11 protein-coding genes are annotated in these 13594 nt (G+C 67.2%); 1 reads left to right on the top strand and 10 read right to left on the bottom strand.

Translation table 11 applies throughout. The features are described from left to right. Nucleotides 1–166: 166 nt before the first annotated feature. Nucleotides 167–412 (bottom strand): hypothetical protein, encoded by a 246-nt coding sequence (locus ASG92_RS19725; protein WP_056632107.1) that lies wholly within the window; start codon nucleotides 410–412, stop codon nucleotides 167–169. Between the two features lie 484 nt (nucleotides 413–896). Here ASG92_RS19725 and ASG92_RS19720 point away from each other — a divergent pair, with 484 nt between their 5' ends. Then, nucleotides 897–1256, top strand: a complete 360-nt coding sequence (locus ASG92_RS19720) for a DUF1508 domain-containing protein (protein ID WP_056632105.1) — start codon at nucleotides 897–899, stop codon at nucleotides 1254–1256. A gap of 101 nt (nucleotides 1257–1357) precedes the next feature. Here the strand turns inward: ASG92_RS19720 and ASG92_RS19715 are convergent, their stop codons facing one another. The 9 genes from ASG92_RS19715 to ASG92_RS19675 all read right to left on the bottom strand — a co-directional run bounded on the left by ASG92_RS19715 (nucleotide 1358) and on the right by ASG92_RS19675 (nucleotide 13588). Beyond that, nucleotides 1358–1642, bottom strand: a complete 285-nt coding sequence (locus ASG92_RS19715) for a hypothetical protein (RefSeq protein ID WP_056632101.1) — start codon at nucleotides 1640–1642, stop codon at nucleotides 1358–1360. 207 nt (nucleotides 1643–1849) lie between these two features. Further along, the gene (locus ASG92_RS19710; protein ID WP_056632099.1) at nucleotides 1850–2872 is read right to left on the bottom strand and encodes a LacI family DNA-binding transcriptional regulator; all 1023 of its coding nucleotides are present in this window, start codon (nucleotides 2870–2872) and stop codon (nucleotides 1850–1852) included. 98 nt (nucleotides 2873–2970) lie between these two features. Next, complete coding sequence (locus ASG92_RS19705) at nucleotides 2971–4404, bottom strand: MFS transporter (RefSeq protein ID WP_240987205.1); 1434 nt, start codon at nucleotides 4402–4404, stop codon at nucleotides 2971–2973. Nucleotides 4405–4412: 8 nt separating this feature from the next. Next, a complete protein-coding gene (locus ASG92_RS19700) occupies nucleotides 4413–6041 on the bottom strand; it encodes a GMC family oxidoreductase (RefSeq protein ID WP_240987204.1) in 1629 nt (542 codons plus the stop codon). After that, complete coding sequence (locus ASG92_RS19695) at nucleotides 6038–7270, bottom strand: glycoside hydrolase family 88 protein (protein ID WP_056632097.1); 1233 nt, start codon at nucleotides 7268–7270, stop codon at nucleotides 6038–6040. Before ASG92_RS19695 ends, ASG92_RS19700 begins: the two co-directional genes overlap by 4 nt. Before the next feature lie 26 nt (nucleotides 7271–7296). Then, nucleotides 7297–8814 carry an aldehyde dehydrogenase family protein gene (locus ASG92_RS19690; protein WP_056632094.1) on the bottom strand — a complete coding sequence of 506 codons (1518 nt, stop codon included), beginning with the start codon at nucleotides 8812–8814 and terminating at the stop codon, nucleotides 7297–7299. Between the two features lie 41 nt (nucleotides 8815–8855). Next, a complete protein-coding gene (locus ASG92_RS19685; RefSeq protein ID WP_056632091.1) occupies nucleotides 8856–9656 on the bottom strand; it encodes an enoyl-CoA hydratase/isomerase family protein in 801 nt (266 codons plus the stop codon). After that, the gene (locus ASG92_RS19680; RefSeq protein ID WP_056632088.1) at nucleotides 9653–11920 is read right to left on the bottom strand and encodes a GMC family oxidoreductase; all 2268 of its coding nucleotides are present in this window, start codon (nucleotides 11918–11920) and stop codon (nucleotides 9653–9655) included. The genes ASG92_RS19685 and ASG92_RS19680 overlap by 4 nt, the downstream gene beginning before the upstream one ends. A 33-nt stretch (nucleotides 11921–11953) precedes the next feature. Next, nucleotides 11954–13588 carry a CoA-transferase gene (locus ASG92_RS19675; protein ID WP_056632085.1) on the bottom strand — a complete coding sequence of 545 codons (1635 nt, stop codon included), beginning with the start codon at nucleotides 13586–13588 and terminating at the stop codon, nucleotides 11954–11956. Nucleotides 13589–13594 lie beyond the last annotated feature (6 nt).

Below are 13594 nucleotides of genomic sequence, written 5' to 3'. Positions count from 1 at the left end.
CGCCGCCGCAAAAACACGGGCCCTGGAAACAGCATCCACGCGAGCACAAATAGATGAGGCACGCACAACACTTTCGCGAGCATCTTGACATGAGTCACTACGTGGTCTCCGTCAGCCGGCAGAACCGGGGCGGCGTCGACAGTTGTGCGCCAGAACGTCCGTGGTTCTATCGCTTTGACTGCTGCATGTCCGCGGTTGCCGGGCCGGGATACGTGAGGGCGTCGGCGGCGTCGAGGACCTCCAGCGCCGTCATGTGGGCGGCGGCGGCCACGTCCCTGATGGGCATGCCGCTCTTGACTGCCCTCGCGACGGCAGCCTGCAGCTCGGGAGCAGAGTGCTCGTGTTCAAAGTCCGGGAATGTGCTCATTGCAGCAGCTTCTTCAACGGCCCGGATAGCTTCTTCGCTAGTCATCGCCGGCCTCCATTCCGCTCCACGGCGCTGGCCTGTCGCTGTGGATCGCGCATCTCCTGTGTCTTCACGCTTGGTCGCTAATTCTGGACAGCCCTTGGAGTTCTTCATGGCCGTGGGCTGGTGATCGGTGGGGATCCACCGTGGGTTGCAGGTAGTGGCGCTACAAAAGTGCGCTGCCGGGGTCCGGGGGCAACAACCAAATTTTAAGGGAAGCGCTGCGAGTAGAAAAGATCCCGACCAGACTCGTCAGCTAGAGGCTAAGCGTCCGGTTGCGCCCGGGACGCCGTTGCATGCAATTTACCTATGGTTTACAGGGGAAGCCTTGTGAGGCTATGCGCGTCCGCGAAAGACTTTCATTACTTGATGAACGGGTCATTCAAGACCGTTCGACCAGACCAGCGGGAGCCGGGCACAGCGATGCGTTCGGGCCTGCTCCGCGGCGGGGAGGCTCGCGGCGAGGAGCCCGCAGACCGGAAGGATAGCCATGGCCGGCAAGTTTGAAGTGTTCGTTGACGCGGAGTCGCATTTCCGGTTCCGGCTCAGGGCCCCGGACGGTACCGAGCTCGCTGTGTCGGCCGCCTTCGCTGATAAGCGCGGAGCTGCCGCCGGCATCGCCGCCGTGCGTGAGTGCGCCGGCATGGGGCTCATCACCGACCTCTGCCCCGCCAACCGGCCGGGCGCAACGCCCGAAGCGGCAGTACCCGCCGCCATTCCGCAGGCACATGAAAACGAGCCCGCCCGGGCAGACGGCCTCCGCGCCCGGGCCCGGAAGCTCCGTCGGGCCGCGGCAAGGCCCCGGTGGACGGGCACAGCCTGGGTAAGCGCGCGCGTTGCCGGGGCCTGACGCGGCGGGGTAAGCGCTCCCGCGGCGTTGCTACGGCCCTGCTACAGGGTGGTTGCGGTGGCCAGCGATGACATCGCCCGGCGTGTGAGCTCCGCCCGGGTTCAAACTTGAAGTTGCCGTATGAGCACTTCAAATTCCTCCACACCGAGGATCTGCATGTGTTGCTCGGCGCTGGTCTCGGAGCGGATGGTGTTGGCTGCCTGCTCGCTGCCGGCGAGGGCTTCCGCGTCCTCCCAGAGGGTGATGGACAGTGACTTGTTGTCCTTCCCCAGCAAGTAATAGATGCCCAGGCATCCGGGCAGCCGGAGCACGCGGTTGACGGTGTCGTCAGACGGCGCGCCTGTGCTGTCGGGGGCCGGCCTATACGTGCTGATACGAGCGAACATGAAGTGCCTCCTAGTCGACGGTCGGAGCGCTGTCCGCTTGGCCCCTCGATACCGGGAACTTGTAGGCATGGCGGCCCCGCTGGCCGGCGGCTCGGGCTCCTCCCACCAGTAAGGACCGTGATGTCTGGATGTACAAGCCTCGAACGGGATGCCATGGGCCGGTCCCTGAGGATAGGTCAGCCGGTGCCTCCGGCGTCGAGCCCGTGCTTAGGTCCTTGGACGCCAGGTGGCTGTCGAGGACCGGATCTTGAGTTGGGGCTGCACGAGTGTCAGTTGCGTGGGTATGTCGGAATTGCCGTCCGCGAGGCGCTTCATCAGCATCTCGGCGCCGGTCGTGCCGATCTGCTGCGGGAATCCCGCCACCGAGGTCATCGGCGGAACCTGGCTTGCGGCGATGCGCGTGTCGTCGAAGGATGCGACGGCGATGTCGCGGCCGGGTTCGAGCCCCCGGCGGCGCATCTCGCCGTAGACGCCTTCGGCGACAATGTCGTTGTAGGCAACCACCGCATCCGGAAGCCGGCCCAGATCGAATAGCCGGCCCACCGCCGTCGCGCCTCCTTCAGGGGTGATGGAACTACGGAACTCATCCACACTCCACAGTTCACAGCCTTTGCGCTCGAGCGAATCGCGAAGGCCTTCCTCCCGTTCGGTGAGGGACGGTGCTGCCCGGCCGCCGAGGAACGCGACGCTCCTGCAGCCCAGAGCCGAGAGGTGTTCCCCGAGCATCGTCGCGCCTTTGACGTTCTCGCTGCCGACGTAATCGAAGCCTGTGAACCGGCGTGCGAGCAGCACCACCGGGACGTTGGCGGCGTTGACCTGCTTGGCGAGCCTTTCGGGGTCAGTATCGGGAGCCGGGAGCAGGAGCAGCCCGTCGACCTGGCGTTCAATCATGGAAGCGATGATTTCGTGCTGCCGGTCGGCAAGATCGCGGCTGTAGCCGATGAAAATCGTGTAGCCGGCGTCATGGGTGATCTGGTCCACGGCCATCGCCAACTCGGCGAAGTACGGGTTGATGATCTCGGTAACGATGAGCCCGATGGTCATCGACCGGCTCTGCCGCAGGTTGGCCGCCTGGCGGTTGTACACATAGCCAAGCTGGTCCATTGCTTCGCGGACCTTCAGGGCCGTGGACTCCGGAATGCGGGAGCTGCCGCGAACGACGAGCGAAGCGGTTGAACGTGAGACGCCGGCGGCCTTGCTCACGTCTTCGAGGGTGATGCGCGGGGCCATGCTGTATTCCTGCCGGTGAGTCGATAGGCGGAGAAGCGGCGCTCCCCGCCTATCGACTTTACCAATGCGGATGTCCCGGACCGGGGACTTCCTGTTCGTCAGGCGGCCTTCTCGTGGATTGCGTCCCGCGGGTCTTCCAGGCTCCGCCCCCTGGTCTCGGGAACTGCGAAGGTCGCGGCAATGGTGATGGCCGTCAGCAGGGCCAGGTATCCCGCGATGGGAAGCCAGGCCCCGCCACCCGCACCCTGGACGGCGCTGCCGCCCTCGGCGGTGACCGCGAGGGACATCAGCCAGGCGCCGACCATGGGAGCGATGCCTCCGGCGATGACCGCAGAGCCTTCCCGGGCCACTGAAACGCCCAGATACCGCTGCCGTGAGCCGAAGAGTTCGCACATGAGGGCACTTTGGGAACCGAACATGCCCCACGTGCCGACGCCCAGGCCGACGGAGACGACCACGATGGTCAGCACGGTGTCACCGAAGCTGAGCGCGTACCAGACGGGGAAGGCGGCGACCAGTTGGAAGATCGCGAAAGCGCGGTACGTGCGGACCCGCCCGTACCTGTCCGTCAGCCAGCCGGCAAGAGGAACGACGGCGGCGCCGACGGCGGCGGCGAAGACGAGCGAGAGAGCCCCGATGGGGCCCTTGATGCCGATCGCGGCGCTGGAAACGTAGGCAATCGCGAGCGCCTGGTAGATGGACGAACCGCCGTTTTCGGCCATGCGCAGCCCGATTCCGAGCAGGACCGTCTTCCCGGAGCGCTTCAGGAGCGTCCTGAGGGGCCGCTCGGTGACCTGTTCGTGGGGTTCGAGCTTCGCGAAGGTGGGGGACTCCTTGAGGCGGAGCCGGATGTAGATGGCGATGCCAAGGATGAGGACGCTGGCCAGGAAGGGCACCCGCCAAAGCCAGGTGTCGGTGATCTTGACGGCCTGGTTCGCGTTCAGCAGCAGGAAGTAGACCAGTGCCGCCGCGACCGTGCCCATCTGGACACCGAGGAAGGGCAGCGAAGCGATGAATCCGCGGCGGCGTGCGGGAGCGTATTCGGTCATCAGGATGGACGCGCCGGCCATCTCGGCACCCGCGCCGAGTCCCTGCATCAGCCGGAGCACTATGAGCAGGATCGGTGCGAGGACTCCGGCACCGGCCCCGTACCAGTCACCGGGGGAGCCGTTGTACGTGGGCAGGACACCAATGAGGGTGCTGGCGCCGCCCATCAGGAGGATGGTGGCGAGCAGGACGAATTTGCGGCCGAGCCTGTCACCCAGTCGGCCGAAGATGATGCCGCCCAGCGGCCGTATGGCGAAGCCCAGGAAATAGGTGCCGAAGCTGAGGATTAGGCCCGTCGCAGGGTTGCTGCCAGGGAAGAACAGGGGGCTGAACACGAGGGCGGAGGCCAGGCTGTACAGGGCGAAGTCGTAGTACTCCAGGGCGCTGCCCAGGGAGCTGGCCCAGGCGGCCCTGGCCAGGTCCCGGGTCGAAACGCCGGGTTCCTGTGCCGCCGGGGCTCGTGTTGATTCGTAGTGAAGGCTCACGTAAGTGCCTATCTGTTGTTGTTGACGGGGGAATCGGCTGAACGTGTCCGGCCAGGCGCGCTGCCTTCGGCGAGGATCTTGTCCGCGACGCGCAGGGCGTTGGCGGCGATGGTCAGGGCGGGGTTCAGTGCCGCTGAGGACGGGAAGAAGGAGCTGTCCACGACCCAGAGGTTGTCCAGGTCGTGGGCGCGGCAGTCGGGGGTGAGGACACTCGTCCGGGGGTCGTGTCCGGCCACGGCGGTTCCGCACTGGTGGGAGTTGGTCTCGATGCCCATCCGTTCAGTGAAGATCACCGGATATCCGGCTTTCCGTATGGCCCGGCTGACCCGCCGGACCAGCTCCTTGTGCGGCTCGAGGTTGTTCGGTTCCCACCAGACGTGGATCTTGCCGTCCGCCGCGGTTACTCCGTTGCTCCGGCGCGGCAGGTCCTCCGTGGTGAGGTAGATGTCGATGCTGCGGTCAGACATGGCCTTCAGGAGCCAGGTTGGTGCCCAGCTGCGGGCCATCTTGAGCATGCTGGCACGCAGCTTCCCCAGCATCTGCAGGTTCCCCAGGGGGTACCGGTTGGTCGGGCCGGCTTCGTACCAGTCGTTCAGTCCGAGGGTCTTCTGCCACAGCGTCCTGTTGACCTTGAACGGGTTGATGCCGATGAAGAACGTGCTGTTGTGCACCATGTAGTTCCTGCCGACCAGGCCGGAGGAGTTGGCCAGGCCGCGGGGGTGTTCCCTGGTGGCCGAGCGCAGCAGCAGCGCGGCCGAATTCACGGCCCCGGCGGCGAGGATGAATGTGTCGGCTTCGATACGGATGATCCGGTCACCGCGTTCGGCCAGGGCAGCGACGATGGTGCGGCCGTCCGGGCCGGGAACGAGGCGGACAACTTTGGTGTCCGTCATCAGTGTGGCGCCGCTTTCCAGCGCCGGATCGATGGCGATCCTTTCGGCGTCGGACTTGAGTCCGGCCTCGTTCGGGGCGCCGTCGCTGGTAGCGCACAGCGCTCGCTTTTCCGGGGTGTCCGCGTCGAGCCCGTTGGCCATCCGGAACGGGTGCAGCCCTTGCCGCCGCAGCGAGTCGGCGAGGTCCTGAACGGTCGGTTCATGATCGAGGGCAGGGTAGGGATAGGCCTCGGAGTGCAGCGGCTCGGTGGGGTCTTCGCCGATCTGGCCGCGGACCTGGAACAGCCTCTCGGCCCGGGTGTAATACGGTTCCAGGTCGTCGTAGCTGAAGGGCCACGCCGGCGATGTTCCGTCCTCATGCCGTGTTTCTTCGAAGTCGCTGGCGCGGAAGCGCGGCAGGCAGGCGCCGTACACCTTGGTGTTTCCGCCCACCCAGTAGTAGACGCCGGGTTTGAAGGCGGCACCGGTGCGGCCGTTGTACCAGGTGTCGGCGTTCTTGTACCGGCCCTTGAGGTAGACCTCGTCCAGGTCGGAGTTCTGCGGTTCCGCGGGAAGTCGGTGGCCGCGTTCGATCACCAGGACCTTGGCGCCGGAGTCTTTCAGGGCATAGGCCATGGTTCCGCCGCCCATGCCGGAACCGATGATGGCGACGTCGGTCCGGATCACCTCATCCGGGGCCGCCGCCGCTTCCGGAGCCTCCGGCAGCGGGGCGTCGTCGATGGATTCCCAGGACACAGTGCTCACCGGCTCCGCCGGGCTGTGCCGGGGCGCCGGGCTTCGTCGAACTGCTGGATCTGGTCGATGGTGTCCAGGAACCAGTAGTCGCCCCACATGACCGATTCATCGACGCCCAGGTCCTTGCCCTCGTGGTAGCTGCCGTGCTTGAGCACGCCCTCCCACTCTTCGTCCGGGCTGGCCAGGAAGTCTTCCTCGGTGAGGCGGCGGAGGATGTTCACGGCGTAGTCCGCGTAGATTCTGGCCTTGGTGCGGTCTTCGACGAGGCCGGCCAGCTGCCAGAACCCGCCGGCAGCTCCGGCAGCTGCGGAGGATTCGTACGGCCGGACCGGTGCGGGTTCTTCCCAGTCGTTCGGCGGCACGAGGCGCTCGCCGGTCTTTTCCATGTAGAAGTCGGCGGCCGCGATGGCTGTCTCGAGGAAGCGGCGCTCGCCGGTGAAGCGGTAGACGGTGCCGAAGCCGTAGAGGGCCCATGCCTGACCGCGGGCCCATGATCCGTCGTCGGAAAAGCCCTGCTGGGTGGTCTGCTTCAGGAACGCGCCGGTGGCGAGATCGAACATGCCCTCGTGGGACGCGGAACCGTCGCCGCGCATCAGGAACCGGCGCGTGGTGAGGCAGTGGTCCACGGCCTTGCGGGCCATGTCCTGGTCGCCGGTCTGCTGGCCGGCGTACAGGGCCATGTGGATGTTCATCATGATGTCGATGAACAGGCTGTCCGGCTGGCGGAAGCTGGGCATGTACCGTCCGGCTTCCCGGTATCGGCTGGCGGTGGTGCGTCCTGCTTCCACGACGACGTCGCGCTTGGCGGTGTCGCCGGTGGCTTCAAACCAGCGCCGGTAGGTGGACCAGAACAGGAAGCCAAGGTCGTGGACGGTGTCGTCGTCCTTGCGGTGCTCGATGAGTTCCGAGTAGTGCTCGGCGGCGCCGCGGAAGCGGGCCTGGTCGGCGTCGTCGGCACGGCGGGAGAGCATCCACAGCTGGCCGCCGAGGAACCCTTCACACCAGTTGGTCCAGGCTTCGCCGTCGACCACCCATTTGCCTTCCTCGGTGTAGAGGGGGAACCGGTCCGGGTGTTTGGTGATGAGTCCGTCCAGTTTCGCCGACGCGGTTTTCCAGGCCTTGGACGCGGCTTCCCGGAACGGTGCCGGCACCTCGTAACCGGTGGGGAGGGTGAGCGGCAGCATGGCGGGCAGGACGGTGGCGGCGGGTGCCGGGGCTGTTGCGGTGGTGGCAGTCATGGTTCTTCCTTTGGGGTGTCTGTGGATTAGCGGCGGGGGGCATCGGGGGCGTCGACCCACCGGCTTTCGCGGCTGCCCACCTGGAGCTGGATGGTCTTCAGTTCGCTGAACTCGGCGAGGGCCTGGCGGCCGAGTTCGCGGCCGATGCCGCTTTGGCCGTAGCCGCCAAAGGGCAATTCTGGGTAGCCGTCCATCCAGCGGTTGACCCAGACGGTGCCGGCGCGCAGGTCCCGCGCGGCGGTGAGGGCCTCGTTGATGTCGTTGCTCCAGATGCCGGCGGACAGTCCGAATGACGTGGAATTCGCGATCCCGACGGCCTCCTCGAGGGTGTCGTAGGGAAGCACGGACAGAACCGGGCCGAAGATTTCGTCGGTGGCAATGGACATCTTCGCCGTGACGCCGGTGAAAACGGTGGGCTGGTAGAAGCGGCCGTCCAGGCCCGTGTCGAGGCGGTCGCCGCCGGTGAGCAGGTGGGCGCCGGCTTCGCGGCCTTCGGCCACGTAGCGTTCGACGACGGCGAGCTGGGCGTCGTTGACGAGGGACCCGACGAGGGTGTCGGCCTTCAGCGGGTCGCCAACGCGCATGTGTCTGGCCCGTTCGACGACGGCGGCGGCAAACTCATCGGCGATGGAGCGGTGCACGATCAGGCGGCTGCCGGAGTTGCAGCACTGGCCGACGTTGAAGTAACCGCCGAAGACGCCGGCATCCACCGCGGCCGTGAAGTCCGCGTTGGGCGTGATGATCTGCGGGTTTTTTCCGCCGAGTTCGAGTTCGACCTTTTTCAGTTCCCGGCCGGCGGTGGCGGCGATGCTCTTGCCGACGCCGGTGGAGCCGGTGAAGCTGACCATGTCGATGCCGGGGTGCTCCGCGATGGCCGAGCCGACGACCCGGTCGCCGGTGACGATGTTCACCACGCCGGCCGGGAAGCCCGCTTCGCGGATGAGCCGGCCGAGCATCACTGTGGTCGCGGAGGTGCTTTCGCTGGGCTTGATCACGGCGGTGTTGCCGGCCGCGAGGGCGAACGGCAGTTTCTGGCTGATGATCAGCAGCGGGAAGTTCCACGGCGTGATCATGCCGATGACGCCGATGGGTTCGTGGACCACCAGGGCCAGGGTGTCGGGTCCCAAGGCGTTGTGGGCGTCACCCTGGGTGTTGCGGGCGAGGCTGGCGGCGTATTCCCACAGTTCGGCCGTGCCGGCGACTTCGTTGCGCGACTGGGTGATCGGTTTGCCGGTCTCCAGGGTTTCGGCCAGGGCAAGTTCCTCGGCATCCCGGCGGACGAGTTCGGCGACCTTCAGCAGCAGCTTGGAGCGCTGGGATCCGCTGGACTGGCGCCAGCCGCGGTCCAGGGCCCGGCGGGCGGCGCCGACCGCGCGGTCCACGTCCTCCCGGCCGCCCTGCGGGAACGAGGTGACCTCGACCTCGTGGGCGGGGCTCAGTCGCGTGAAGGTTTCCCCGCTCTGCGCCGGGGCATCTTCGCCGTCGATGATCATCGGGCGGTAGGTGGGCTCGACGTCGTCGAGCGTGTAGCTCTTGGTTTCCATCTCGGGTGTCCTTCGTAAGTGTGTGATTCGCCTGCGGCGATTTAGTTGTCCGTGAAGTGCGGGGTGCGCTTTTCCCTGAAGGCTGCGACGCCCTCGGCGAGGTCATCGGTGGCGGCGGCGAGGCCGCCGGCCAGCGCCTCAAGTACCCGGGACGGCGCACCATCCGCGGCGGCGTCGATCAGCTGCTTGCCCAGCTGTACGGCGAGCGGGGCCCCGGCAAGCAGGTCGCTGCTGAGCCGCGAAACGGCCTCTTCGAGGCCCTTTTTCGGTGCGACGGCGGTGGCAAGCCCCCAGGCGACGGCCTCCTCGCCGGAAAGCTGCCTGCGGGTCAGGACGAGTTCCTTGGCCCTGGCCCTGCCGGCTAGCTCGGTGGCCCGCTCGGTGCCGCCCCATCCCGGAACCGTGCCGAGGCCCGTCTCGGGCAGGGCAACCCTTGCCTCGGCGGCGATCACGCGGAAGTCGCAGGCCAGGGCGAGTTCCAGGCCGCCGCCGAACGCGAGGCCGTCGATGACGGCGATACTGGGCTGGCGCAGGCCGGCGAGGGCGTCGAACGCCCGGTGGCCCGTGGCGATCCAGTCCCGCCACATCCCGGCCGCCGAGAGGTCGGCGAAGTGGTTAATGTCCGCGCCGACGCAGAAGACCTTCTCACCCGCGGTTCGCACGATGACCACGCGCGCCGCCGAAGCGGAAACCTCGCGGGCCGCTGACGCCAGGTCCTCGAGCAGTCCAAGGGTGAGGGCGTTCAGCTTGGCGGACCTGTCGATCATGATGGTGGCGGTGTGGCCGTCCGGCGAGTACCCGACAGTGACCTTCTCGGTGATCTGATCAGTTGCGGTGCTCATGGCTGGTCCTTCCGCTGGCCGCCGAGCTCGCCGGCCAGGTGTTCGGCCGCGCGCAGAACGATGGCCCAGATGGTCAGGGTGGGGTTGATGCCGGGGCAGCTGGGGAAAGCGGCGCCGGAGTACATGTAGAGGTTGCGGGTGTCGTGGACGCCGAGGTGTTCATCCAGGACGGAACCGGCAGGGTCGTGGCCGAAGCGTGCGCCGCCGAGGTCGTGGCTGGAGCCGACGCCGGTGAAGTAGGGGCCCTGCCAGGTTTTGGCGGCACCCATGTCTTTGAGCAGGCCCGTGGCCTTGTCCGCCATCCATGAGGCGAGGCGGCGCTCATTCTCCCGCAGCCGGTAGGTCACGCGGACCAGCGGCATGCCGAGGCCTGAGGAGTCACGGTGCCTCGGGTCGATTTCCAGGCGGTGGGAGGCGTAGGGCAGGGCGTCGGGCTGGATCCTGATCACGCCCTGTTGGGACCACAGCTTCAGGTGGTCGCGGTAGCCGGCGCCCCAGCGGCGGACGTCCTCGGGCAGGGTTTCGCGGGCGATCTGCAGCGGCAGCGCCTGCTGCTCGGCGCCAAGGGTGGCACCGCCGATGAAGCCGTGGTCCAGGGAGCGGAACCCGGGGGAGAGGAAGTCGTCCAGGACGACGCCCTGCGCGGCCGGCCCGGTGTGCCGGTTGAACTCCGTGCCCGGGAAGAGCGCATCGACGTGGCCAAACATCTTGGTCATGTAGTGCATGCCCAGCTGGCCGGTGTTGTTGCCGAGGCCGTACTCGTGCCGCGAATCGGACGACAGGTACATCAGGCGGAGGTTCTCGTAGGTGTAGGCCGAGAGGATGACGGCGCGGGCGTACTGGCGCCGGACCCGGCCCAGGGGATCCACCCATTCGACGCCGCGGGCTGCTCCCGACTCATCCATGATGATGCGGGTGACGCGTGAATGGGTTCGCAGCTCGAAGTTGCCGGTGGCGATGGCCGCGGGCACGGGGCCGAGGCCGGGGTGCCAGCGGTCCCCGCGGAACGAGCCCAGCCCGTTGTTCCAGGCGCTGTAGCCCGTGGCGGGACGCCCGCCGTAGGACTCCGTGGTGAATCCCACGGGAACCGGGTGGGGGTGGAGGCCGGCGGCCTTGGTCGTCTCGGTGAACTTGTTGCCCAGGATGAACGGACGGGTGGGCGGCAGCGGCAGCGGCCTGCTGCGCTTGATGAACGGGTTGGACTCGTCCCCGGCGATGCCGATCAGGTCCTCGAGCCTGGTGTAGTACGGCTCCAGCTGATCGTAACTGACAGGCCAGTCGGCCAGGGTGCAGTCCTCGGGCAGGGCGCCGGTGCCGTAGAGGCCGTCGTAGTGGCTCTTGGGGGCGAACTGCCAGGGGTGGAAGCGGCGCAGCCAGGATCCGTAGTGCCCTGCGGATCCGCCGACGCCGTTGACCATCCGGCCCAGGGAGAACGTGGCTTCGCGGCTGTCCTCCTCGTCGGCGGATTCGCGCCAGCGGGGCGTTTCCTGTTGGAATTTCGGGCCCAGTCCGCCGCGGGTGTAGTAGGCGTGTTCGAGCTCGTCGGGGAGGAACTCGTCCAGCGGCCGGAACGGGCCGGCTTCCAGGCCCACCACGCTGAGGCCGGCTTCGGCGAAGACCTGGGCGCTGAGCCCGCCCATGGCGCCGACGCCGACCAGCAGGACGTCCACTTCATCGGTCATCTGCGGGTTGACGGCGTTCTCGTAGCCGAGCTGCTTCAGCTTGTGGCCTTCGGTGTCGCGCGGGATTTCCTGCATGGCGTCCGCGAGGGTCTTGATGATCCCGCCCTTGGTCACGTGCCCGGTGCTGAGGTTTTCCTCCGCCGCGTTTTCCAGCCAGACGCCGGGGTGCTTGAGGAACTTCCAGCCGGCGGCGTTCTTGTTTCCGCCATGGGCGGGGTCGGCGAAGAGGCCTTCCTGCAGGTGGGCCACGACGAGTCCGAAGAGGTCGCGCTGGTCTTTGGCCGGCACCTGGTCGCTCAGTTCGCCCTGTTCGAGCAGGACCAGCATGTCGGTGCGCTCGTCCAGGGTCAGCGAGGCGAAGTTCCGCCCGTGCTTGTCCTCGGCGTAGCGGTCCAGGGCGCCGAACAGCCACTGGTACCGCGAGAGGTCCTTGCGGCCGTAGCCTTCGAGCGTCAGGTCCAGGTATTCGGTGACGCCGGCGTCGCGGACGTCGGGGCTTTCCCCGTCGGAGGGGAACATGGCTTCGAACAGCGCGTCGGCGAGCTCGGTTTCGTAGGGGGTCAGGATGCGGAAGCTTTTCATCGCGGAAGTCCTTTCAGGTGTTTCGGCCTGGCGTCAGCGCACGGCCAGCGAGGGGGAGCGCCGTTCGATCCGCTCGTGCAGCGGCAGCGGGGGAAGGCGGAGGCCGACCGGTGCGTCGGCGAACAGGGCAAGATCCATGGTGCGCAGGTCCTCCGAGACGAGCAGCGGGAACTCACTGCGGTCCAGGATGTCCTTTTGCAGGTCGACGCCCGGGGCGATTTCGGTGACGACGAGGCCTTCGGCGGTCAGTTCCAGTACCGCGCGTTCGGTGATGTATTTGACCTTTTGGCCGCGGGCGAGGGCCCTCGGCCCGGAGAAGGTGACGGCGGAGACGTCGTTGACGAGCTTGGTGAACGGCCCGTCGGATCGGATGTCCAGGCCGTTCACGCCGGCGGCGATGTCACGGCGCCCGGCGGTGAAGGCGCCCATGAAGATGATTTCCGGGGCCGAGGAGGTGATGTCGGCGAAGCCGCCGACGCCGGCGGTGACGTGGCGCTTTTTGGGCAGGTGATGGACGTTGACGTTGCCGTGGCGGTCGATCTCCAGGAAGGAAAGCAGCGAGCGGTGGAATCCGCCGCCCTGCAGGAGGGTGAACTGGTCAATGCTGGGCATGATTGCGTCGGGGTTCTGCGCGCATCCAAAGGCGAAGTCGAGCAGGGGGATACCGCCGACGGCGCCCTGTTCGATGACCCAGCTGACTTCCCGTCCCTGGTCTTCCTCGACCAGGATGTGGGGGACGAGGGCGGAGACGCCGAAGCCGAGGTTGACGATCTCGCCGGCTTTGAGTTCCTGGGCGGCGCGGCGGGCGGTGATTTTCTCCAGGGAGAACCCGACGTGGGGGAGCGAGCTCAGGGGACGGCGCAGCTGCCCCGAGATCGCCGGATCGTTGGCGGTCAGGGTGGTCTGCAGCTGGTCTTCCGCAATCACGATGGCGTCGACGAGGATGCCGGGGACCTTCACGTGCTGGGGGTGGAGGCTCCCGGCCTCGGCCAGGCGCTTGACCTGGGCGATGACGACGCCTCCGTTGTTATGCGCGGCGTAGGCCAGGTCGAGGGCCCCGAGCGGGGATCCCTCGTCCTCGAAGGTCAGGTTGCCGTATTCATCGGCGGTGGTGGCGCGGATGATGGCCACGTTGGGGATGACGGAAGGGAAGAACAGCCATTCCTTTCCGGCCAGAGCGGCGGTTTCGACGTGGGCGACGGGGGTGGTGCCGTTCATGCGGCCGCCCTGCAGGCGGGGGTCGATGAAGGTGTCGAGCCCGACCTGGGTGAAGACGCCGGGCTGCTTCGACGCGGCCGCGCGGTGCATCTGGTAGATGACGCCGGAGGGAAAGTTGTACGCCTCCACCTCGTCGCGTTCAATCATCTGCCAGATCCTGGGCGGTTCGGCGCTGGACGGGCCCGAGGGGTAGGAGCCGGCGATGACCTTGCGCAGCAGGCCCGGGCGGGCGATGTGGTCGATGCCCTTGACGCCGTACATGTCGCCGGCGGCGATCGGGTGCACGGACGTCAGGTTGGTCGGGTGGGAGGTTTCCTCGAACCGCTGGCCGATGCCGGCCAGGACGCTGTCAGGGCAGCCGAGGGCGCTGGAGGAGCTGACGGTGATGACGTCGTCGTCGTTAATGAGGTCCGCTGCCTCGCGGGCCGAGAGGATCTGTACCTTCTGCATGATGTT

Source organism: Arthrobacter sp. Soil736 (genome assembly GCF_001428005.1).
Taxonomy (GTDB): Bacteria; Actinomycetota; Actinomycetes; order Actinomycetales; family Micrococcaceae; genus Arthrobacter.
Note: the sequence above shows the minus strand (reverse complement) of the source record. Positions and strands in the feature narration are given on the sequence as shown.